The following is a 22,699-nucleotide window of genomic DNA, read 5'->3' as shown; positions in this document are numbered from 1 at the left end:
CATCAACGGTGAATTTTTGAACCATATATATTTTTATTGATTGTCTCAGATGTCAGAAAGGCAGCGGAAGCGGACAGCAGTGAAACGATCATAACGTAAAATGCGAGATAGTACCACTGATCTCCATCAACAGCAGTCAGCCATTTGGCAATAAACGGAGTGAACCCCCCTGCCACAATCGCACCTAATTGTGCGCCGATGGATGCCCCACTGTAACGGACGGAAGGGCCAAACATCTCGGTAAAAAAGGCCGGCTGAACCGCATTAATCGAGTTGTGCCCAACATTGATAAATAGAAAATAAGCTAGCATCAACAAGGCAAAGGAGCCACTTTCGACGAGATAGAAAAATGGAAAGACGAAGGCCGCTGCGAACAGCGCACCAAAAATATATACCGGACGACGGCCGGTCTTATCTGAAATATACCCGAACAGTGCGTGAGCTGGAAATGCAATGACACAGGTCAGCATGACAACAGACAGCATCATCCCGTTGCTTACACCGAGCTGCTCGGTAGCATAGGAAACTGCAAAAACAGTGGCAAGAAAAAAGGGAACGCTTTCCGCAAAGCGCAGTACCATAATGGTCAGAAGCTTCTTCCATCCCTTTTTCACAACCCGAAAAACGGGACTTTTCTGTACAACCTGCAAACCGCTTTTTTCGATTTTTTCTTTTTTCTTCAATTTTTCAAAGACCGGTGTCTCCTCAAGATGTATGCGCATATAAAGGCCCACAGCTACAAGCACGCCACTAAAGAGAAAAGGAATTCTCCAGCCCCATGAAAGCAGCTGTTCCCGATTCAGCATTGTCACAAGTGCGAACATTCCTGTTGCCAGCAGCTGTCCGGAAAAACCGCCGGTCTGAGGAAGAGCACCTGCCAAGCCGCGTCTGCTCGGTGATGCGCTTTCAACAACGTAAAGCATCGCGCCGCCCCATTCGCCACCGACCACAAAGCCCTGCATGAAACGTAAAAGGACGAGCAGAATCGGCGCCATGATTCCGACTTGCTGATAGGTTGGCAGAATGCCGACAAGCATCGTAGCCGCGCCCATACCAAGCAACGTAATCACAAGCGCCTTTTTCCTTCCTAGAGTATCGCCATAATGCCCGAAAAAGGCTCCGCCAAGCGGTCGCGCGATAAATCCGACACCAAAAGTTGCAAAGGCTGCTAAAGTTCCCGCCAAAGCACTGATATTGGGAAAAAAGATCGTATTAAATACCAAAGCCGCAGCAAGCCCATAGACGAGAAAATCATAAAACTCAATTGTATTTCCAATCCAGCTGGAGATAATTACCTTGCGAAGCTCAGAAGGCTTGCGTCCTGAAAAGTTTCCCGGATCTCTATCTTGAGCTATTTCGGTTGTTTCTTTTTCCAACTTACTCATTACCAGCACCTCTTCAATTACGATTTTGGTCCCGCTCTATTATTGAATTTTCTTCAGTGTCTTCAGTTATAAGCAGCAAAATATGGCATGTGGAGGAGGAGATCACGAAGAGTTGAAAAGTTTAATGATGAATCGAATTAAATATTCTATACCCTTAGATTATTAATCGAAACCATTTCTATAACAAAAGGGTATCGTTTTTGATTATTTATAATGAAAGCACAAAGCAGACTATTCCTCCGAACAGGGATAATCTGCTTTGTTTGTATACGATTCATTTGTACTCAATAATTAATCCAATTCCCTTTTTTCCTTCAACAGCTCTTGAAATTCCCGCTCCAATTCATCAGATGGTTCAATACTTAAACGACCAAGCACCGCTGCTATTTTTGTTTCGAGCACGAGACGTTTGTCCTTTTCGAGATCTCGATTCTTTTTTGGCTTGTCATTTTTGAACTGTCGGTAGCTTCCTTCAAACACGCGAATTTGCTGATTTCGGATTTCCAATATCCGGGTGGCAATGTTTTCAATAAATCGGCGGTCATGGGAGACAAAGATCACGCTTCCCTCAAATTCTTTGAGCAGCGATTCCAATGCGGCAGCCGCTTCCATGTCAAGATAATTTGTCGGTTCATCCAGAATCAGCGTATTCATATCGCTTAGAAAGAGCTTGGTTAGCGCCACTTTTACTCGCTCTCCGCCGCTTAACATCCCGACAGTCTTGTAGATATCGTCTTTGAAAAAATGCATCCGTGCGAGCACCGTTCGAATCAGCGTTTCATCCTGATAGGACGTAAAACGTACATTTTCGATAATCGATTTATCCTCATCCAAGATATTTAAATTTTGACTGAAGTAGGCAATCTTCACAGATGGCGATAACGTTAGCCCATATTCCTGATTGATGATCTTCTTGATCAGTGTCGTCTTCCCACTGCCATTGGGACCGATAATCGCTAATTTGTCCCCACCCCGAATAAAGAAGCTGGTCCGACGCCAAAGCACTCGTTTACCAAATTCTGCAGATACACCCTCCGCCCGAAGAATGATTCGCTTCTTAAACGTTTCTGCATTGGGCAAACTCATCTTAAGCGGCTGAATGTCTTTCAGTTTTTCTACCTTTTCTAGTTTTTCCAGTCGCGTTTTCATTGCATTCGCAGTCGTCTGCAATTTCTTTTGTATTATGGCAAAATCTTTTCCATTTGAATCCGACAGATTGACATTCTTCGGTTTCCTGATTGCCTTTTGAGCCTTTCTCTCCTTTAATCGCAGCGCTTCCTCGAGCTGTCGTTTCTTTTTCTCGTAGCTCTCATAAGCATGTTGTTGTTCGGTACGGGCGGCTTTTTTTTGGTCTAAATAATTACTGTAGTTCCCTGTGTATACGTTTATTTTGCCGTCATTGATTTCCCATATTGTTGTACAAAGCGTATCCAAAAACGCACGGTCATGCGAAACGATAACCAGAGCACCTTGCCACGCCTTCAGCTTCTTTTCGAGCCACTCTATATGATCCGTGTCTAGATTAGTTGTTGGCTCATCGGCAAGCAACAACTCAGGATCCCGCATCAAAGCTTTTTGGATGTACTCTTGTGTCACTTCTCCACCACTTTTAGTTGTATTCGTCCGCTTCAACTGCGGCAGCAGTTCACACGATGCGTGTTGAATAATCGTCCCTTCTTCGGGTACTATTCTCTTTGCGATTATGTTCAGCAGTGTTGTTTTTCCGCATCCGTTTCGTCCAACAAGCCCAATCCGATCCTTTTGATGGATTTGCAGTTGATCGATATCAAGTAACAAACGATTCTTGACGTAGTGTTTTATTTTGAGAGCTTCTAACAGGATCATAAGATCATCCCCACTTATTTCATAATCAAGGACATAAGAAAAATTTTGAAAATACCTGTGTCTGACACAGGCTGATCCTTAGATTTTTCTTTTACTAGCTTCCGCTAATCTTTTGTACAATCTAATTTGTACAAAATGGCCCCCCTATCTGCTGGTCAGAATAGGATTATCGACCTAATTCTTTTTTCTCTTTCAACAGCTCTTGAAACTCCTGCTCCAATTCATCAGATGGTTCAATACTTAAGCGACTGAGTACTGCTGCTATTTTTGTTTCGAGTACGAGGCGTTTGTCCTTTTCGAAATCTCGATTCTTTTTTGGTTTATCATTTTTGAACTGTCGGTAGCTTCCTTCAAACACGCGAATTTGCTGATTTCGGATTTCCAATATCCGGGTGGCAATGTTTTCAATAAATCGGCGGTCATGGGAGACAAAGATCACGCTTCCCTCAAATTCTTTGAGCAGCGATTCCAATGCAGCAGCCGCTTCCATGTCAAGATAATTTGTCGGTTCATCCAAAATCAGCGTATTCATATCGCTTAGAAAGAGCTTGGTTAGCGCCACTTTTACTCGTTCTCCGCCGCTCAGTACTCCAACCGGCTTATAAACATCGTCTTGGAAAAAATGCATCCGCGCAAGCACCGTTCGAATCAGTGTTTCCTCCTGCTTTGACGTTGCACGGACATTTTCAATAATCGATTTATCCTGATCCAGGATATTTAAATTTTGACTGAAATAGGCGATTTTTACAGATGGAGACAGCGTTAGTCCCGTTTTCTGATTGATGATCTTCCTGATTAACGTTGTTTTTCCGCTGCCATTGGGACCGATGATGGCGAATTTATCCCCACCCCGAATAAAGAAGCTGGTCCGACGCCAAAGCACATGTTTGTCAAATTGTGCAGATACATCCTCCGCCCGAAGAATGATCCGATTCTTAAATGTTTCTGCGTTGGGCAGATTCATTTTAAGCGGCTGAATGTCTTTCACTTTTTCTACCTTTTCCAGTTTTTCCAATCGTGTTTCAATGGCGTTCGCTGTTGTCTGCAATTTCTTTTGTTTTTTGGCGAAGTACGGCTTCGCTCCCGTAATTCGAGCTTCTGATCCACTTACGTTTTTGGGCTTTTTTGTCGCCCGTTCCGCTTTTTTCTCTTTTAATTTCAAAGCGTCTTCCAACTGCTTCTTCTTTTTTTCATAGTTCTCGTAAGCGTGTTGCTGCTCGGCATGCATGGCTTCCTTCTGCTGCTCATAATCACTGTAATTGCCTGTATAAACACTTATTTTGCTGTCATTGATTTCCCATATTGTTGTACAAAGCGCGTCCAAAAACGCACGGTCATGCGAAACGATGACCAGCGCACCCTGCCATGCCTTCAGCTTCTTTTCCAGCCATTCAATGTGATCCGTATCCAAATTGGTCGTGGGTTCATCTGCAAGCAAAAGCTCAGAATCCCGTACCAGCGCTTCTTGGATATACTCTTGGGTGACTTCACCGCCGCTTTTTGTTGTATCCGTCCGTTTCAACTGCGGCAGCAGCTCACACGATGCGTGTTGAATAACTGTTCCTTCTTCAGGTACGATTTTCTCTGCTAAGATGTTGAGCAGTGTTGTTTTACCGCACCCGTTTCGTCCAACGAGTCCAATTCGATCGTTGCGATGAATGTGCAGTTGATCAATATCGAGTAACAAACGATCCTTAACATAGTGTTTTATTTTTAGAGCTTCTAACAAGATCATAAAATCATCCCCATTTTTTCATAATCAGGGACGTAAAATAGCCCCCTATCTGTTGTCAGAATAGGAGGCTGCTGTAAAAATATAGGCGAACACCAAAAAGACACCCGGTCTTCTCAAGCCGACTACAAATCACCAATCCTATTCTGAACTCCGTTTGAAGGCATAGTGGCAGTACGGTTCCCCTGCTTCTCACTACCTTCAATTGGCGGTTTCAAAAAATAGGATTAGTTTTTCATCGGCCGTTGGTTCACCCCTTCCGTTCACTCGATTACTTTCAATGTAATCAATTTACTCGCTATTGTCAAACAGCAAACCCTCTAGGCAAAAGCGATGTTCACTTTTTCAATGCTTCTTTCTCGAAAATGGATCGCTGGTTTTATCGTTGTTCCAGACATATTCAATGCCGTGAGCAACATCAGAAGCTTGCTCAGTCCCAAATTGATCGGCAACGAATCCCAGAGTCATATCGATTCCCGCTGAGACGCCGGAGGATGTATAGTATTTCCCGTCAGTGACCCACCGAGCACGCTCCACCCAGTGCACCGCCAAATTTACACTTTTTACCCAATCAAACGCGATTTTATTAGAGGTCGCTTTCCGGTCGTCAAGCAGTCCTGTCCGTGCCAAGAGAGCTGATCCGGTGCATACTGTTAAGCAAAAGGCTGCTTGTTCTGCCGCATGCTTTAACTTTTTTGTAAACTCTTCATCATGAACAAGCGGCCGCGTACCTTGTCCGCCTGGAATCAGAAGGATTCCTGACGGATCAGCTTGATCAATCGGCTCGGTCATGATTTGCATCTGCTGCCTGCTGACCACCAATCCGCCGTCCATTGATACAAAATGGAGCGCATAATCGCTGATCCTTCCCAGTACTTCAACCGGGCCAAAGGCGTCCAGCGTTTCAAAATCAGGAAAAAGCAAAATATTTACATCCATGCTGATCCTCCTTTTTTACACAAATAAGAAAGTATAAAGATTTAGAGGAATTTAGTGTAAGTTCAACTAAGTCTTCGCCTTCTTCAGAGACTTGGCGAAGCCAAGTTTTCTAATCGAAACGGCACGTCTAAATGACAACCACCTAATTTGAGTGAATAACGCAAATCTTGATTGCCGCGCACCGTCATTCCAAAATCGGTGGCGTAAACAACAAGCCCAAGATGGTGTCCGGCGGTTAATCGGTGGAACGTCGGCTGTAATTCCACATCGATAGCATAGAATTGATCCGGCTGTAATTCGTCAACCTTCCAGGCATTTTCTCTATTTTGCAAGTTGATGTGACCCTTTGAGATCATCTTAAACGGCGTAGGAAAATTGGCCAGAGTAAATTCACGAAGCTGATCCTCACGCCAGCGATAGCCTAGATCTATTTTTCTCATAGAGTTTGGCGTTGGCGAAACGTTGAATCGTTTTGCTTCTCCGTAATCGACCAGTTGAAAGCTAAGCATACCAAATGAATGGTTTGATGCCGCCTGAACATGAACATGCACCCGGCCGTCAATGATTTTGTCCTCATCCACCGGATCTGTTTTGAACAATAGACAATTCTCGCTCAAAGCGTTCGGTTCATCCGCAAGAAGATCCTGTGCCCATTGATCATGGTGTGCAGCATAACGATCAAAAATGGCTTTCGGAAGACTATCTTTGAAAGACACCACTTCGTGACCCGCAGTTGCAGTAGTTAATCTTCCCTCAGCAAAATGATAGGTTTTCCTTGCAGCGGTCGGTTCGGACCAATCTTGATAAGCGGTCCAGGTTTCCGGAGTTACATTGTCTTGCACGATTACGTTGGGCAAAAGCTCCTTTGCCCCGTTTTGGATACCATAGAGCTCATGGCTGATCCAAAGATTAATCATGTCCGTATAATCAATCGAACGGAAGGCGTTAATATAAATGTGCTGCCCTTGATGCAGAATGATTTTTTTCGATACCGGCACGTCACGCAGTGCTTGCCACAGCTGCTCCACCTGACCAGGCTTCACATTCCAGTCATTCAAGCCATGAATCATCAGCACATCGCATTTAATGTTTCTCACTTTTTTAAGGTAGTTGCGTGCGTCCCAGAACGTATTATAGTTACCCGATTCACGTTCCATGTCGGTTGCCATCTTTTCCATCTGTGCGTCAAAATAATCTTTGATATGCAGATGATAATCAGCAGCAGCCTTCATGCGGCTCATCGTTTCGATTGCCAGAACATCGGCGTCCTCACCCGGAAAACCATCCGGTGCAATCATTAACCCGCCTTCGCGGTAATAGCCGTACCATGAAGAGATCGCCGCTTCAGAAATAATCGTCTTTAGGCCCTCAACGCCGGTTGTAGCGGCGGCAGTCGCCAAGGTCCCCAGATAAGAACGACCGGTCATTGCCACAGAACCGTTGCACCACCAAGCAGTGATTGCTATGTTATCTGTTCGATTCGTAAACGCGCGCCGTTTGCCGTTCAGCCACTCAATCACATCAATGGTGGCTTCGGTCTGCTGCGGATCACCGCAGGTTTGAATACCATCCGAATCTAACGTGCCAATGCCCGCAGAGTATACAGCCGCCAACCCTCGCGCCAAGAAATAATCATTCAATGTATAGGAATATTCACGGCTGAACGTCTCCGTTGCATATTTCGTTTCTCCATTGACCGGACGCGGGACAGGCAGTTCCAGTTTCTCATCATGGTAAGCAATATCCTCGTAGCTGAGGTTATTCGGCTGCTTCTCCGTCAAAGGGACATTAATGTTGTGCATTGCTTTTTCTCCGGCTTCATCATTTGTATCTTGATTATATGGACTAGCGGTGAAAAGTGCCGGAACCTTTAATCCATCTTCTGTGTCAGCCGGACGTATAATTTGAACCTTCAGCAGATCGCGCTTGCCGTCACCATCTGAATCAACGGAAGATTCCACATAAACGACCTCACGAATCAGCTTGGCTGTATCAAAAACGGCCTGGGATTTGCCATTAAAAAAGAGCGGTTTCTGCTGCGTGGACAAGTCATAAAACGGAACAAAATAGCCTTGATTCGTCAACAGATCGAGAAATGTCTGTCCATCCTTAGTGTGGGTAGTCAGCAATAAATACCAAGCATCCAGAACCTGCTCTTTAGTCCACGCGCCCGCGGCTTCAAGCATCGGCAATTGTATCTTTTTCATCGCGGCCAGCGGTTCAGCAAGCGAAAAATCTTCCTCCGGCAAAAATCCGCATAGCTGCAACGCGACTAAATAGAAGACATCCGCCGTAATCGGATCACCGGCATCCAAATAGTCTTTGAGATCGGCAGTTGGTGTTGCTAAATAGTTTCGCAGTTTCGTATCAAATTCATGTTCGCCACGCACCTTTACAAACGCTTTTTTGAGCAGCGAACAATAGGCTGCGGCAGGCGTCTGCGCGTGGTTGATTTGATCATCCAGAAAATGAATCCGTTGTAGTTCTTCGATCACTGTTTGGTGATCGGCAGTTATTCGTGCAAATTGATTGTTTTTCATCGACAAAACTCCTCAGTAAGTAACTGCAGTTATTATATCACTCAACGATGCAGCACTCAGGTCTCCTATGTATTTGTCCATCAATTAACTTAAGAAAAATGCTAAAAAAGTGGATACTTCCCTACTTCTACTGTTGATGGAATTCCTCATTGAACAGTTGGATTACATATTTTCCTTTATTCGTGCATGGATTCTCAGTTTTCGTGCATTGGCCACCTGTTTTCGTGCATTGAACTCTATTTTTCATGCATTGAATTACCGTTCTCGTGCATGGCCTGATCTCTATATTTGATTCGTGCATGGATTCTCTGTTTTCGTGCATTGGCCACCTGTTTTCGTGCATTGAACCCTATTTTTCGTGCATTGAATTACCGTTCTCGTGCATGGCCTGATCTCTATATTTGATTCGTGCATGGATTCTCCGTTTTCGTGCATGGGCCACCTGTTTTCGTGCATTGAACCCTATTTTTCGTGCATTGGACTGCCGTTCTTGTACATGGCCTGATCTCTATCTTCGATTCGTGCATGGATTCTCAGTTTTCGTGCATTGGCCACCTATTTTCGTGCATTGAACCCTATTTTTCATGCATTGGACTGCCGTTCTTGTGCATGGCCTGATCTCTAGCTTTGATTCATGCATTGATTCTCAGTTTTCGTGCATTGGCCACCTGTTTTCATGCATTGAGCCCAATTTTTCATGCATTGGATTGCCGTTCTTGTGCATGGCTGGATCTCTATCCGATTCGTGCATTGGCATTTGGAAAGATCCATCAATCCAGCTGACTAACTGGCTTATTTAATCAAAAGGATCGCAGTCTCAAGCAGTAAAAAGCCCCGTCATTTGGACAATTAGGTCCATTTTCCGGGGCTTCACATTTAATCTATGTTTTTTCAATTCCACATTAAATACGGTTCTCATGAGTTCTGAGTATCCGGTGTCGTCCACCTTTCAAAGCGCTCATAGCCTCTCCCGACATCCTTCGAAAAATGTGCGTCTGATCCAAAAACAAACGGGATCTGTTTTTTTACGGCTAACGATGCGATTTCATCGGGTGGATAGGGTTCTCTGCACCAATCTTTAAACATACCGGACGTGTTGTAATCCAATGCATACTCGCCAATGACAACTTCATTTAAAAAATAATCAATCAACTGTTCTGTCTTCGCAGAAAAGCCGGTATCCTCTTTTGTAAAGTAATTTTTGAACTTTCGGCAAAGTGTCATATGACCGATTCGCGTTGGTTTATAAATGCCGAGGTCTGATTTTACCAAATGACGCAGCATCCCGAAATACGCCTCTTGGGCGAATTGAAAGCTTCCATAAAAAGAGACAATCCCCTGCTGATAGTCTTCCGCACTATAGTCTATCGCTCGATAGCCTCCGCTGCCCGGAAGGAAGTGCAGGGATAGAATACTATGATCACTATACAAACCGTATTCGTTTAAAAAATCGCGTGTCCAGTTTTCGTAATCACTAAGATAATCCACTTCAAAACCAATATGAATGTTCAGCTGTGAACGATATTTTTGCTTTAATTTGTTCATTTTGTTTAAATAAGGCTCTACATCGTTTATAGCGATACCCGCTGTATCAATCGCTTGTTGAGCACCGGCGCATCGAGCCAAGAAATCAGGTGGAAGCGGCGCATGTTCAGTAATTGAATAATCCGTCATTCCCTGTTTTATCGCCGATCGAATGAATAACTCTGTATCTTCACCGGATCCATGCGGACAAAATTCACTATGTGTATGTCCATCCCATTTCATAACTGTCTTTCCCCTAACTCGGCCTATAATTTTGCTGCATATTATTGATGCAGCGTCACAACATCTTCTTGACGAATAAAGAGTGTGACATCTTTTAAATCATTCAATACTGCTTGGCCTTGATTCATTCGATCCACCCACAGTGTTCCATATTGTGTTTGAACCGTACAGCGGACCACATTGCCAAGAATATGCCGCTCAATAATTTGTCCTACCACAGAAACAGCGTCATCTTGCGGCGTGAATTCAATGGCTTCCGGGCGCAAAGCATAAGTGCTCCCTTCCTCAATGAGAGGACCAAACAAGCGCTCAATTTGTTCCTTATTTAGTTTGTTGTAATTACCGATGAAGCCTGCAACAAACTCATTCGATGGATGGAAGTATACTTGACTTGGCGTACCCTCTTGAGCGATTTGCCCGTTGTGCATGACAAAGATACGATCAGATATTGCCATGGCTTCTTCCTGATCATGGGTAACAAAAATCATGGTTATACCTAGTTTCTTTTGCAGGCGACACAGTTCGAGCCGCAATTGCTTGCGAATCTGCGCATCCAGCGCACTCAATGGTTCATCAAGCAGAAGCACCTTAGGCTCTACAACGATGGATCGGGCCAGAGCTACGCGTTGCTGCTGTCCACCTGATAATTCGCCCGGATATGACTTAGCCTTATCTTCAAGTCCTACTAATTCTAAAATTTGAGCGACTTTCTTGCTCACCGTATCCTTATCGATCCTTTTCATAGCCAGGCCAAACGCTACGTTATCGGCTACAGTAAGGTTGGGGAACAGGGCGTAGGATTGAAAAACCATCCCCACTTCTCTTTTTTTAGGTGCGAGCTTCGTTATGTCCCGCCCATCGATCATAACTTTTCCACTTTTAATTGAGTTAAGACCGGAGATTCCCCGCAACAAGGTCGATTTTCCGCAACCGCTTGGACCGAGAAGCGAAATTAATTGACCCTTTTCAATCGATAGATTCAGATCCTTGAGAATCATTTTTCCGCCAAGCTCCAGATTCAAGTTTTCAATGGTTAAGTAGCTCATGAGCAGGGCTCCCTTTTACAATTGGTTTAAATGCTGCTTCTTCACGCATCATAGAGGAACGCTTTCGATTCATATTCGTCAATTTGATAATAAGGGCGCTGATGATCACGAGCAGAATCAAATAGGTCATGACCACAGCACTTGAAAGATGGCCATTGACTTTCATCACGCGAAGCATATAAATACGAATGGTTTCAAAATCGCCGCCAAGAATCATATTTGTTAATTGAAATTCACCGAAGAAGGCAGAAAATGTAAGTAAGCTGCCTACCATAATGCCAATCTTGATGTTGGGGAGCAGAATGCGGATGAACGCGTAAACCTTTGAAGCGCCCAGCATTTCCGCAGCCTCCATTAATCGTGTTCCGTCAATCTCCTGCAAGCTGCTGCGCACGCTTTGATACATGAAGGGAAGCGAATAAATAAACAGTCCGCCCGACAATACGGCAAAAAGCGGGACAAGGCCATTTGTATAGGTGCGCATCAAACCGGTCGCAAGCACGACACCCGGAATTGCATACGGCAACAGGACAATCGGCTTGAACAAGTGATCAAACTTAGGAAGATAAATGGCAACAAGCGCAATACTTGGAACCAGAATCACGAGCACTGCCGCCAACGTAACTACCGTCAAAATTAATGAACGAGAGATTGCCGCGAGAAATTGTGGATCCTGATAAAGCTGCGCATACCACTTCAATGTATATCCAGAAGGAAGAATGGATTTTCCCCATTCAGTGGCAAATGAGTAGACGAGCGTTACCAAAATAGGCAGACACATGAAGGCAACAAATAGTGTGATGATGAATCGGTTCATCTTTTTCATTTGATATCCCTCCGGAAAAGATGCAGTAAATACTGATTGACCAGCAGCACGGCAATCATCAAGATGGAAAACAGAACGGCCATTGCACTGCCGATTTGAGGCTGGGCAAAAATATCGCCGGATACTGAACTGGCAATGCGTGTTGTGACCAAGCTGACCGTACCGCCAACCAAGGCATAAGCTGTTTCATAGGTTCCCATTCCATTGGCAAACAGGATAATGAATGTCCCCAATACACTGGGGAGAATATGCGGAATGCCAATACGCGCCCAGAAGGAAAAACGGCTGGCTCCCAGCAATGCAGCTGCCTCTCCCCAGCGCTGGTCCATTCCTTTAAATGCGGGATACAGAAATAACACACCCAGAGGTACTTGAAAATAGACATACGTCAATGCAAGTCCCTGCCATGAATAAAGATTAAAGAAGCTCTGTAAAGAAATGCCCATATGCTGCAGAATCAACGTCACGAGTCCTGCATTGCCCAGTAAAATTATATAGGCAAAGGCAAGCGGAACACCGGCAAAGTTTGCCGTCATATTAATAAATAAAGTGATTTTTTCCTGTGCCTTTTCATTCATCCGGGCAAGTGCCGCAGCCACGAACATCGCCAAAACAAGACCCGCAAGTGCAGAATAGATGGAAATAAAGAAGCTGTTGCGAAACGCATCATAATAGAACGGCTGACTCAAAATCTGCATGAAATTTGCAAACGAAAATCCATCACCATTTTGATCACCGAAACTTTGCCGAATCATGATAACAAGCGGAACCGCAAGAAATAAAAGCAATACGGCCGCAAGCGGCAAAAGACAAGCTTGAGCTTGTCTTTTCCAATGCTGCTGCAAAATTCTCCACTCCTTAATTAAATAGATTCTGAAGATGTACGCAATCCGGGAAACTCAAGACGCTCCATGTCCTGCGTAGGTTCAAGGTTCATTAAATGGCAGGCAAGCGGAGCGACCATCAGTTCCGGAATTTGTTTCTCTACAATTCGCGGAACAACTTTGTCTGACATAATGAACAGCGGTACTTGGCGAACTCCGGGCCGCGTTCCTCCGTGATGTCCGAATTCATCCATTCCATGATCGCTCGTCACGATGATCTGATAACCTGCCTGCATCCATGCAGGCAGGCATTCAGCAAGAATCAGATCGGCCTTATCAACTGCCGCGCGATATTCCTTGGAATCCGATGTAAACTTATGACCCGTATCATCTATATTCATTGAGTGAATGTAAAGAAAATCCGGCTGATAGTTTTCAAGCAGATAGTTAGCTTCTGCAAAAACATGTGAATCAGGATATTGATCTTCAAAATAGAAAATTCCATGTTGAATCGGCAGTTCGTCATTATGCTGAATACGATCCTTTTGAAAAGAAAACGGTGCATGCTGATAAAGTTCACTAACCCAGTAATAGGCAGATGCCGCAGTGACTCCTCCCGCTTCCCGAACCTGATGAAACAGGCTTTTTTGCTGAGACAAACGAACACTTAGGTTGGACACAATCCCATTTTTATAGGGAGGAGTACCGGTCAGCAGAACTTGATACATCGGGCGCGAATTACTCGGTAACTCAGAAAGCACCTGATATCGTGCCGCCTGTCCTTTTTCAACGAGATGTCCGAGAAAACCGAGTTCCTCCACCGCTGTATCATATCGGCATCCATCCAGAGTGATCATGATCAGCTTATTGCTTTGCATTCGCAAGGACCTCCTGCTGCCATTTCTGTGGCAAGGTTTCAGCTGTCTTTGTCCACGTTGCAACATCTTCAAGAGGAACAACGTTTTTGTATTCATCTTCAGGAAGCAGCTTATCCTTAATGGATGCAGGAAGTTTTACATCAGATCGAATCGGCCGTGCATATCCTTTCGCTAAGTTTGTTTGTCCTTCATCAGAAAGAATGTACTCACGTGCGAGCTTTGCGGCATTCGGATGTGCAGCATTCTTATTAATAATCGATGAATAACCGAACATCAGGGACTTATCTTCAGGAATGCTGACGGTAAAGCGGTTCTTGTCAATTTGATCACGATAGCCGAGGCCAAGGAAATCCCAAATAACTGCAACATCGACTTCGCCTTTTTCCAAATTCGGGATTGACGAATCGATCGTAGACAACCGGCCTTGCTTTGCGATCTTCTTGAAGAAATCAATACCCGGCTGAATGTCGCTTGCGCTTCCTCCATTTGCCAAAGCAGCCGCAAGTACGGTCATCTGCGACATTGCGCCTTTCGTTACATCACCAATTGATATTTTATAATCTCCGTTTAGAAGATCATCCCATGTTTTCGGAGGATTTTTCACGTTTTTCGTATCCGTTAAGAAAGCGAGTGTTCCTGTGTAGCTGGCAGCGTAATAGCCGTCTTTGTCCTTCGCCCAGGAAGGAATGCTGTCCCAAGTTGTCGTTTTATAGGGAATGGTCAATTTTTTATCCTTTGCCATTACCCCAAAATTCAGACCGACATCGCCAATATCCGCCGAACTGTCTGATTTCGGTGTTTGAAACTTGGCCAATTCTTCAGCACTGGACATATCTGTATCCGTATGTTTAATGCCGTATTTTTTGGTTATGTCATTCCAAGTATCTTTCCAGTTTGCCCATGCGTCAGGCATACCGACGCTCGAAATTTTTCCTTCTTTCTTTGCCGCCTTTGTAATTGAAGAAAGGGATTGATTATTATCTGTTGAAGCAGTTTCTGAATTTCCACAAGCAGCTAAACTTGACACAAGCAGAACGCTCGCCGTACACCCAACAGCAAATTTACGAATCTTCTTGAATGATTTCCAATCGTTGCCCATCATCATGCTCCTTTTTGTTTCTATATTTGTTTTATTTGTATCAACACTTTAATCATACATACAGAATGTAAACAAACATCGTTACGCAGATTAAAATTATGTAAATGTCAAAGACAAGCATGGAAAATGATGTAATAATAAAAAACGAGTAGGAGATGAACATTATGAACTCGTCATTTGATTACAGAAAAGCGTTTATTTTGAATACCTTGGCAGCTTCCAAACGTGTCAGTGTCAATAAGCTCGCAGAAACACTTGATGTAACACCCGAAACCATTCGTCGTGATTTATCCGCATTAGAAAAACAAAAACAACTGCTCCGCGTGCACGGAGGCGCAATCTGCTATGAAAATCCAGTTACTGAACCCCTATTCGTCAGGAAAACAAACATTAAGAAAAAAGAAAAACGGCGAATTGGTACGTTCGCCGCAAAAATAATAAAGAATGGAGACACAGTCGTCCTCGATTCAGGAACAACAACACTCGCATTGTGCGAATGTCTTCAGCAGGTTAGCGAGGTCACCTTTTTGACTCATTCCCTGGCTGCCGCTTGGTGTCTCAACAAAAAAATCGAGCAGAAACAGCTGATTAATTGCCAATTAATCGTTTTAGGAGGTACTGTTTACCCCGAACAACGATCAATAAAAGGGACATTAACCGAGCGCATGCTCGCTTCATTTAAAGTTAATAAGGCTTTTATTTCCTGCGGCGGTATTAATGAACAGGTCATTAGTGATTATGACTTAGAGGAATGCCAAATTTCGTCAATGATGATTGAGGCGGCAGATGAAAGCTATTTACTCACCGACGCGACAAAATTGGGAAAACAAAACTTCTGCACAATAAAACCGACCTCGAGCATTGATCACATTATCTGTGATGCCGAGCCGGATGAACGATGGAAAAAATTCTGCGAGGACGAACGTATTTTTTGGCATCGTGTGTGAGTTCATTATCATTGTACTCCCGGTTTCTAATCAGTCGATCAGTCAGTCGCACTCAACTCTGACAAAAGGTCATTAATGTCCAATTCCGCGCCTGCCATCGTGCGATCCGAAGCTCCGTAATAAAGCTTAAGCTTTGATCCTTTGACAACGCCGCCGCAGGTAAAGACAACGGCTCCGAAAAAGCCGTTTTTCTCATAGTCAGCCTCCGGCTCAACGATTGGTTCGGCTGATCGAGCGATGATCTTCGAAGGATCATCCAAATCAAGCAGCAGCGCGCCGAGACAGTAGCGGCTTTGCGCATCCATGCCATGATAGATTTCCAACCACCCATCCTTGGTCCGAATGGGTACAGCCCCGGCTCCAATCCGCCCTTCATCCCAAAAATGTTTGCGCACGCCCAGCAGATGGCGATGATTGCCCCAGTATTTGAGATTATTCGATTCAGCGATCCAAATCTCCGGGCTGCCGACACTTTTCAAAGAAGGACGATGCAGTGCGTAATAAAGTCCGTGAATCTTTTCGGGGAAAATGACCACATCCTTATTTTCCGGTGAAAAAATAAGTCCTTGATCCTCGTATGATTTGAAATCCTTGGTCGTCACCAAATAGTCGCCAATGCCAAGCGACGAAACAGCACTGAAGTAAATGAGGTACGTCGTTCCGATCTTCGTTATGCGCGGATCTTCAATGCCGAATGTCTGATAACGATTGGACGGATAGATGAACGGCCGGTCATCCACCGTGAAGTGATGCCCATCTTGACTTCGCGCCAGTCGAAGGTAGGACAATGAGGTGAGACCGACAAATGTATCCAGATTGGTCGAAGGACGGATCGTGCGACTGTCTTCAAAATTGTAGTCCGGATCATTTCGACGATAATTTTTGACTCGAATTTTTTGCTGACTGACATCGTAAAAAGGAGAAGGAACGATTGCCGGATCGTTTATAATCGGACGCTCCGCAACCCTTAGCAGCAGCAGTGTTTCTCCCTGATACTCTGCCGCGCCCGCATTAAAGGTACCAATCACTTCGTAGCCTTCATGATACGGTTTGGCCTCTTCAGGACAAATCAGCGGATTTTCCGGAAAACGAGTAACCTTTACCATTTGAAACGCCTCTATGTCTTTATCATTTCAATCTGCACTAATTAAACCATCTACATTTTGTACCCTGCTTATTCTTTCTCAACCCGATACCGAAGAACCGTCTTTAGTTTTTCAGGTTCAGTCCTCCGCGGGTCCGACAAATAGATCTCGCGATGTGTTTTGGAGACTCTCCTGTAGCCCTGTTCGCTGCAAAATTCAGCCATTCGTTCAAAGCTTTCCGGCTCATCGTCATAGCTTCCTTTGTGAAGCATTTGGCAGCATAATCCTTCTTCCAGCGCCGAGAACATCACTTGGTCTAAATAAGGATTGGGCTTTTTCTTCTTCGTCTCGGATAAAAATCGCTCAAATAATTCATTCGTAAGAAAATCGGGCTGACGGATCATCAATGTATATTTAAAATTACTTTTTACAGTCGGCGGCAATGTTTTATCCACCAAATCCCAGACACCTTCAAGCGGAAAAACAACATATTCATAATAACCATCAGGAACTGTGTCCTTCTTATAAGACATTTTAACCGCATAACTCAAGCTATAGAGTGCGGCTGTCGCCTGGGCAAATGTCTCACCATTGGGATCACCGCTGCCCTCAAGCATGAAATAATTGATCTTAGGAACGCGCACGATGACTGGTTTTTGTTTGGGCAGATACAGGTCTTTAAAGTCTTTCTTGTAGTCTATTTTAGTCATGATCTCATAATTTCTCCCTTAAAAGTTGTGATCATCTCTTCTTAAGAACACACTTATATTATAAAACATTAGTCATGACGACTTACTGTCAGACTAAAAAAAGAACGTCATGCGGACCAATTAAATCCGCTGACGCTCACTGCTCTTTATGTGATTAAGGGGCTGTACGTGTTTGTTCTTCCATTTGAATGTCATTCCGAAACCAATGGCCATAATAATCGCAGCAAAAAGGTACGGAAAATTAATGTTCCAATCAAACAACAGTCCGCCCATCGCCGGCCCAATAATATTGCCTAAGCTCGTATAGGTTGAGTTCATTCCCGCAACAAATCCTTGCTCTTGGTCATCGGCTGTTTTTGACAATAACGTTGTCAATGCCGGACGAAGCAAATCAAATGCGAGGAAAATCGCACAAGTGACTGCGAGCACGATAAAGAAATTGGAAACCATCGTGGACACCACTGCCAAAAGCACACCCGCAACGAGACACAACTGTATGAGTTTCTTCTCACCAAGTACTTTGACCATTTTCCCAAACATCGATACTTGAACAATAAGGCCGACTATTGAACTTATGGTAAAGATCATGGCAATATCTTGTGCTGTATACCCAAATCGATGATCAGTAAACAAGCTGAAAATCGTTTCATACACAGACAGGCCGAATGAAAGCACAAATACAATAACGAACGCAATCAAGTAAAGCGGATGAAAAGATTTTTTTACATCGCTGATAAAGCCTGTGTTCTCCTGAGTATGCGCAGGATTTTCGGCAGACTGCTCTCTTGGCATTGTCTCACTTAACATAAGCAGCGATGAGATGCAGGCTAGAAAAGCAACGACCGCTGCAAAAAAGAATGGCGTGCGCACGCCGTATGTGGCAAGAAAACCACCAATACCCGGTCCGATAATAAAACCCGTGCTGATCGCCGCAGAAACATAGCCCATCGCTTTCGGTCGTTCTTCAACGGTTGTAATATCTGCAACATAAGCCGTGGCCCCCGGCATAATAAAGGCGGCACCCACACCTCCTAAAATTCTTGAAAAATAAAGCATCCCTATGTTGGTTCCCAATCCGAAAATCAGCTCCGAAATGCTGAAAAAGAATAGACCAATAATAATTGCTTTCTTTCGACCAAAGCGATCAATCCAGCCGCCGGTGAGCGGAGACATCAAGAACTGTGCTGCCGCAAACGTTGCCACAAGGTAACCCATTGTTTGCCCTGATAAATGCATGGCATCCATAAAGGAGGGCATAACGGGAATAATGAGACCAATTCCCAAGAAAGCAATAAATATATTACTCAGCAAAATAATGAAAACCGTTTTCTGTTTTTTTTCCTGCTTTTTCACCCAGCAACACCCTCTTCTGTTTAAATCACTGAATTCCTCGCCAAAATACACGCCAAGAGGCGTCTAATTTTTCCTTAAGTGTTTTCTCATCGTTTCCGTATACAAGCTCCACTAAAATAGAATCAACGACACCTAAAAAAGCAAGCGTCAATCGTTTCGCTGAATCATCAACGACTTTTTTATGATCAATCCAGCCCTGAAATTTTTCCTCCAGTACGACCCTTACCTGCGTTTCGACATCGTCTACTTCCTTGTCGATCACTTTAGTAAGATGTACGGGAGGGAAAAAAGACACGCGCAGCCAAAACTTTAATTGTTCATTTTTCTGAAACAGATCGATCATCATCGTCAGAAATCCATAGAGATCTTTTTCGGGATGTTGTGCATCAATATCGCGAAAATACTTGATTTTTGAATACAGATACTCTTCCTTCGCTTCTTGCAAAACATGCAGAAAGAGATCGTCCTTTCCTTTAAAATGTGCATAAATGGATTGTTTTTTCATACCGACTTCTTCGCCTATTTGAGCAAGCGAGGCTCCTTCATAACCATAAATCGTAAAATATTTTACAGCCGCCGCTTTAATTTCATCGCTTTTCAATAACATCAGCTCCTACTTGACGAACGTTCGTCAGTTATCGTATCAAATAAAGAAAACAAAAGCAAGTGATGACGAAACCGAGTCCATTTAAATCAAGAAAACTGTAGCATCCTCACTCCCTGATACCACAACTTTTCCAAAATTGATTCTGTACACCCCGGTTCATAAAAATCATAATTGTTAGTAATCAATGCTCTGTCACTAAACACATGAAAACTGGAGGCTGTCAAACAAATGGAACAGATTAAAGATAAGGTTGTTGTCATTACCGGTGCTTCAAGCGGTATCGGCGAAGCCACTGCTCGAAAGCTTGCCAACGAAGGTGCCAAGCTCGTTCTCGGTGCGCGCCGAACGGAAAAGCTTGAAGCGTTAGTTTCTGAAATCATCGGCAATGGCGGCGACGCCTGTTTTCAAAAAACAGATGTAGCAAATAAAGAAGAGGTTCAATCACTGATCAATCTTGCCGTTGAAAAATATGGCCGAATTGATGTGCTCTACAACAACGCAGGCTTAATGCCGCTGTCCCCGCTTCGCGATTTGAAGGTTGATGAATGGGAGCGCATGGTCGATGTTAACATCAAAGGCGTCCTTTATGGTATTGCGGCTGCACTTCCAATCATGCGTCGTCAAAAGTCAGGACATATCATCAATACCGACTCAGTTGCCGGTTTCGCTGTCAATCCAGGTGGCTGGGCCGTTTACAGTGGTACCAAATTTGCCGTCCGAGCGATTGCCGAGGGCCTGCGTCTGGAGGAATCCCCATACAGCGGTATTCGTGTCACCGACGTTTCACCCGGCGCAGTTCAAACGGAGCTTCCTACCACAATTACCGATCCGGAACTTAAGAAACAAGTCGAGGATAAGGAAAAATTCAACGGCATTAAGCCGGAAGCAATTGCCAATGCCGTTGCTTACGCGATCAGTCAGCCCGATGATGTGTCGATTAATGAAGTCATCATACGTCCGACCGCGCAGAGAAACTGATTAAATGACACTTCGAAGATAAGTAGCACCATTAGCGCTGACCATCCACAAAGGTTCACTAAAAGTGATTTAGGACTTGCCTGAAATAATCTTTTCACAGCAAGTCCTTTTTTCATGAAAAGACTTCCTGCTCTTTATGTAATTTTTCACCAAAGCTAATTTAACGGCACATTGTGCAGGGTTAATGGTTGATTGTTTCCCATCGTTGCACGATACAAACGGATAGTCCCGGTAGTCGGCTCGGAAGCGTCCGAATGGACCACAAAATCTTCATTTAGCGACAGCGTCCACACGGCTTGATCATCTCTTTTCAGCACAACAGCCAGTGTCCCATATTGAACAATACTGCTCCATCCAAATAATTCTGTCGCGCCATTTTCAGTTACGGAAATGCCCTTGGAATCGCTGACGACCGTTGTTCTCCCCCCTTGCCATTTTCCATGAATTTCCGCGCCCACATAATAGTAAGATCTGCCTCCTCCGCGATCACCGTACGTACCGATGAACTGCTGAACCTTATCATTTGCATCCGTATACGTCAGAGCGGCAACATCGTTCGCCAACCATTTAACTTTATACCGGTCATCCGCTCTATAGGGAATGACCTGCTTTGGCCGACAAAAAATTCCATAGTAGCTCCGATAATAAATGGCCACGCCGGTCGCCGGATTTTCTTTAACAACAAACACATGCTTCCAATCCGGTGATATGCTGGTTATGTTGTTGACTTCCCTGCTGCTTTCAACAAGCAGAATCCCATTTACAACGAGAACAAGAATGATCCCTCCGGCAAGAATCCATATCATTCTTCGCGTGAATACAAGTAAAAATAAAAGGGACAGTGTAATGAAAAATAAACACAGGCTGTTGACGATGAAGAAGAGTTGATTGTCAATATACTCCACTTGAAAAAAACGATGTGTGAATAAATAGCCAATCTGCAAACAAAAAAAATTGCAGGCGAGCAATAATGAGCACCAGCCCAAGACCGTCGTCCATTTATTCCTGTTAATTTTCATCCGGCTGCACCTCCTCAGAAAAGACCCATGTTCTACCATTATCCTCTGAAATGAATTTTCCTTTCACTTTTCCGCCTTCATAATCGCCATTTGGGCCTTGGTTCACGAAAACAGCCAAGTGGTTCCCTTCTATTGTTGGAATTTCCGCCGTAACAAAGATCTTGAGATATTTTTTAGGCATTGTAAACACAGCCTTCGACCAGGATTTTCCTCCATCTTCCGTCACATAAAGCTCCGGATTCTCAGGATTAATCGTTCCAAAAGACAGGAATCCGGTAGATTCATTGACAAAGCCGCCGTCCGAAATCAACTGTGTAACTCCTGTAGATGCAGTCTCCTTCCAGCTGTGGCCCCCGTCCTGTGTTAAAAAGACTCTTGAACTTTCTTGAGACATCGTTCGATCACCGGATAGGATGACATAACCAAAGTGTTCATTGATAAACCTTACTTTTCTAAAGCGCATGGCGGTAAAGGAAGTTGTCACAGTAGCATTCTTCCATGTTTTTCCGTGATCAAGGGAGTAAGTGAGTACAACACTTTTATTTTCCGTATTCGCACCGTCTGAGTGTAAGAATGCCGCCCGATGTTCGGTCAGCATATAACTGCCGTCAATCAATTCCTGCTTGTTTCCGTTGTATTCTCCGGCGAATAATTGATCTTGTTCAACCGGAACTTTGACCCAGTTCTTCCCATGGTCGTATGTTATGTTCAATTCATTTTTCTGTAACGTGTAGCTTATCATGTCATTCGTGACAGGACGCAGCAACTCAGATTGCGGTTGCTTAGGCCTTCCCTGCGCACCAGTGACCTGACTGTGACTGCGGGCCGGTATGAAGCGGATCAGATTTTCATAATTAAATAGTGTCATGATCAGAGCGATGATCATGAACCCGCACACACTAATTAAGATCGTTTTCAAAGAAAAGACTCCTTCTGTTCATTTGTGGAGAACTCCGAGGATTTTCTTCAACGATACCAAAGGCTCGCTTCGTTTACAATTTAATGTCCTTATTAACAGCCTCATAACGATTGTCAATTTGTTCACGATGCATTTTTGTTGACATAGCTTCGTGTTGTAACTAAAATGATTACATCAAGCAAAAAAGCTATATGATAAAC

19 protein-coding genes are annotated in these 22,699 nt (G+C 44.1%); 2 read left to right on the top strand and 17 right to left on the bottom strand.

Annotated features, from left to right (window positions below; genetic code table 11):
• Positions 1-2: 2 nt before the first annotated feature.
• The 11 genes from AC6F33_RS01535 to AC6F33_RS01485 form a co-directional block, all read right to left on the bottom strand.
• A complete protein-coding gene (locus AC6F33_RS01535; protein ID WP_500777588.1) occupies positions 3-1,385 on the bottom strand; it encodes an MFS transporter in 1,383 nt (460 codons plus the stop codon).
• A gap of 291 nt (positions 1,386-1,676) precedes the next feature.
• Entirely contained in the window at positions 1,677-3,230 is a 1,554-nt protein-coding gene (locus AC6F33_RS01530) for a Vga family ABC-F type ribosomal protection protein (RefSeq protein ID WP_480948057.1), read from the bottom strand.
• A gap of 166 nt (positions 3,231-3,396) precedes the next feature.
• Entirely contained in the window at positions 3,397-4,965 is a 1,569-nt protein-coding gene (locus AC6F33_RS01525; RefSeq protein WP_500777587.1) for a Vga family ABC-F type ribosomal protection protein, read from the bottom strand.
• Positions 4,966-5,307: 342 nt separating this feature from the next.
• Positions 5,308-5,901 (bottom strand): DJ-1/PfpI family protein, encoded by a 594-nt coding sequence (locus AC6F33_RS01520; RefSeq protein ID WP_480948059.1) that lies wholly within the window; start codon positions 5,899-5,901, stop codon positions 5,308-5,310.
• 83 nt (positions 5,902-5,984) lie between these two features.
• A complete protein-coding gene (locus tag AC6F33_RS01515) occupies positions 5,985-8,441 on the bottom strand; it encodes a Xaa-Pro dipeptidyl-peptidase (RefSeq protein ID WP_480948060.1) in 2,457 nt (818 codons plus the stop codon).
• Positions 8,442-9,356: 915 nt separating this feature from the next.
• Positions 9,357-10,208, bottom strand: coding sequence for a histidinol-phosphatase HisJ (gene hisJ / locus AC6F33_RS01510; protein ID WP_500777586.1), 852 nt, complete (start codon positions 10,206-10,208; stop codon positions 9,357-9,359).
• Between the two features lie 41 nt (positions 10,209-10,249).
• Positions 10,250-11,254, bottom strand: a complete 1,005-nt coding sequence (locus tag AC6F33_RS01505; RefSeq protein WP_255749502.1) for an ABC transporter ATP-binding protein — start codon at positions 11,252-11,254, stop codon at positions 10,250-10,252.
• The gene (locus tag AC6F33_RS01500; protein ID WP_255749503.1) at positions 11,235-12,080 is read right to left on the bottom strand and encodes an ABC transporter permease; all 846 of its coding nucleotides are present in this window, start codon (positions 12,078-12,080) and stop codon (positions 11,235-11,237) included. Before AC6F33_RS01500 ends, AC6F33_RS01505 begins: the two co-directional genes overlap by 20 nt.
• Positions 12,077-12,925: an ABC transporter permease gene (locus tag AC6F33_RS01495; RefSeq protein WP_500777585.1), complete on the bottom strand. Its 849-nt coding sequence runs from the start codon at positions 12,923-12,925 to the stop codon at positions 12,077-12,079. Before AC6F33_RS01495 ends, AC6F33_RS01500 begins: the two co-directional genes overlap by 4 nt.
• Positions 12,926-12,942: 17 nt before the next feature.
• Positions 12,943-13,782, bottom strand: coding sequence for an alkaline phosphatase family protein (locus AC6F33_RS01490; protein WP_500777584.1), 840 nt, complete (start codon positions 13,780-13,782; stop codon positions 12,943-12,945).
• Positions 13,769-14,887: an ABC transporter substrate-binding protein gene (locus AC6F33_RS01485; protein ID WP_500777583.1), complete on the bottom strand. Its 1,119-nt coding sequence runs from the start codon at positions 14,885-14,887 to the stop codon at positions 13,769-13,771. The genes AC6F33_RS01490 and AC6F33_RS01485 overlap by 14 nt, the downstream gene beginning before the upstream one ends.
• A 158-nt stretch (positions 14,888-15,045) precedes the next feature.
• On the opposite strand from AC6F33_RS01485, the gene AC6F33_RS01480 reads away from it, so the two are divergent.
• A complete protein-coding gene (locus AC6F33_RS01480; protein WP_500777582.1) occupies positions 15,046-15,828 on the top strand; it encodes a DeoR/GlpR family DNA-binding transcription regulator in 783 nt (260 codons plus the stop codon).
• Between the two features lie 38 nt (positions 15,829-15,866).
• Here AC6F33_RS01480 and AC6F33_RS01475 read toward each other — a convergent pair whose 3' ends face one another.
• The 4 genes from AC6F33_RS01475 to AC6F33_RS01460 all read right to left on the bottom strand — a co-directional run bounded on the left by AC6F33_RS01475 (position 15,867) and on the right by AC6F33_RS01460 (position 19,577).
• Entirely contained in the window at positions 15,867-16,934 is a 1,068-nt protein-coding gene (locus AC6F33_RS01475) for a BtaManbiosPhlase (protein ID WP_500777581.1), read from the bottom strand.
• Positions 16,935-17,002: 68 nt separating this feature from the next.
• Entirely contained in the window at positions 17,003-17,623 is a 621-nt protein-coding gene (locus tag AC6F33_RS01470) for a GyrI-like domain-containing protein (protein ID WP_255749509.1), read from the bottom strand.
• Positions 17,624-17,743: 120 nt separating this feature from the next.
• Positions 17,744-18,976: an MFS transporter gene (locus AC6F33_RS01465; RefSeq protein ID WP_255749510.1), complete on the bottom strand. Its 1,233-nt coding sequence runs from the start codon at positions 18,974-18,976 to the stop codon at positions 17,744-17,746.
• A gap of 25 nt (positions 18,977-19,001) precedes the next feature.
• Entirely contained in the window at positions 19,002-19,577 is a 576-nt protein-coding gene (locus tag AC6F33_RS01460; RefSeq protein WP_255749511.1) for a TetR/AcrR family transcriptional regulator, read from the bottom strand.
• Positions 19,578-19,811: 234 nt separating this feature from the next.
• Between AC6F33_RS01460 and AC6F33_RS01455 the strand changes: the two genes are divergently transcribed.
• Positions 19,812-20,561, top strand: a complete 750-nt coding sequence (locus AC6F33_RS01455; protein WP_480948071.1) for an SDR family oxidoreductase — start codon at positions 19,812-19,814, stop codon at positions 20,559-20,561.
• Positions 20,562-20,716: 155 nt separating this feature from the next.
• Here AC6F33_RS01455 and AC6F33_RS01450 read toward each other — a convergent pair whose 3' ends face one another.
• Together AC6F33_RS01450 and AC6F33_RS01445 are read right to left on the bottom strand one after the other, a co-directional pair.
• Entirely contained in the window at positions 20,717-21,580 is an 864-nt protein-coding gene (locus tag AC6F33_RS01450; protein ID WP_255749513.1) for a hypothetical protein, read from the bottom strand.
• The gene (locus AC6F33_RS01445) at positions 21,570-22,499 is read right to left on the bottom strand and encodes a WD40/YVTN/BNR-like repeat-containing protein (RefSeq protein ID WP_255749514.1); all 930 of its coding nucleotides are present in this window, start codon (positions 22,497-22,499) and stop codon (positions 21,570-21,572) included. The genes AC6F33_RS01450 and AC6F33_RS01445 overlap by 11 nt, the downstream gene beginning before the upstream one ends.
• Between the last annotated feature and the right edge of the window lie 200 nt (positions 22,500-22,699).

This window comes from Sporolactobacillus sp. BBK16-2, from assembly GCF_059878335.1.
This window is presented reverse-complemented; position numbering and strand designations above follow the sequence as displayed.

Excerpts from the sequence above, each read along its gene's own strand:
- AC6F33_RS01535 (WP_500777588.1), bottom strand. The coding sequence starts at position 1,385 with ATGAGTAAGTTGGAAAAAGAAACAACCGAAATAGCTCAAGATAGAGAT.
- AC6F33_RS01530 (WP_480948057.1), bottom strand. The coding sequence starts at position 3,230 with ATGATCCTGTTAGAAGCTCTCAAAATAAAACACTACGTCAAGAATCGT.
- AC6F33_RS01525 (WP_500777587.1), bottom strand. The coding sequence starts at position 4,965 with ATGATCTTGTTAGAAGCTCTAAAAATAAAACACTATGTTAAGGATCGT.
- AC6F33_RS01520 (WP_480948059.1), bottom strand. The coding sequence starts at position 5,901 with ATGGATGTAAATATTTTGCTTTTTCCTGATTTTGAAACGCTGGACGCC.
- AC6F33_RS01515 (WP_480948060.1), bottom strand. The coding sequence starts at position 8,441 with ATGAAAAACAATCAATTTGCACGAATAACTGCCGATCACCAAACAGTG.
- hisJ (WP_500777586.1), bottom strand. The coding sequence starts at position 10,208 with ATGAAATGGGATGGACATACACATAGTGAATTTTGTCCGCATGGATCC.
- AC6F33_RS01505 (WP_255749502.1), bottom strand. The coding sequence starts at position 11,254 with ATGAGCTACTTAACCATTGAAAACTTGAATCTGGAGCTTGGCGGAAAA.
- AC6F33_RS01500 (WP_255749503.1), bottom strand. The coding sequence starts at position 12,080 with ATGAAAAAGATGAACCGATTCATCATCACACTATTTGTTGCCTTCATG.
- AC6F33_RS01490 (WP_500777584.1), bottom strand. The coding sequence starts at position 13,782 with ATGCAAAGCAATAAGCTGATCATGATCACTCTGGATGGATGCCGATAT.
- AC6F33_RS01485 (WP_500777583.1), bottom strand. The coding sequence starts at position 14,887 with ATGATGATGGGCAACGATTGGAAATCATTCAAGAAGATTCGTAAATTT.
- AC6F33_RS01480 (WP_500777582.1), top strand. The coding sequence starts at position 15,046 with ATGAACTCGTCATTTGATTACAGAAAAGCGTTTATTTTGAATACCTTG.
- AC6F33_RS01475 (WP_500777581.1), bottom strand. The coding sequence starts at position 16,934 with ATGGTAAAGGTTACTCGTTTTCCGGAAAATCCGCTGATTTGTCCTGAA.
- AC6F33_RS01470 (WP_255749509.1), bottom strand. The coding sequence starts at position 17,623 with ATGACTAAAATAGACTACAAGAAAGACTTTAAAGACCTGTATCTGCCC.
- AC6F33_RS01455 (WP_480948071.1), top strand. The coding sequence starts at position 19,812 with ATGGAACAGATTAAAGATAAGGTTGTTGTCATTACCGGTGCTTCAAGC.
- AC6F33_RS01450 (WP_255749513.1), bottom strand. The coding sequence starts at position 21,580 with ATGAAAATTAACAGGAATAAATGGACGACGGTCTTGGGCTGGTGCTCA.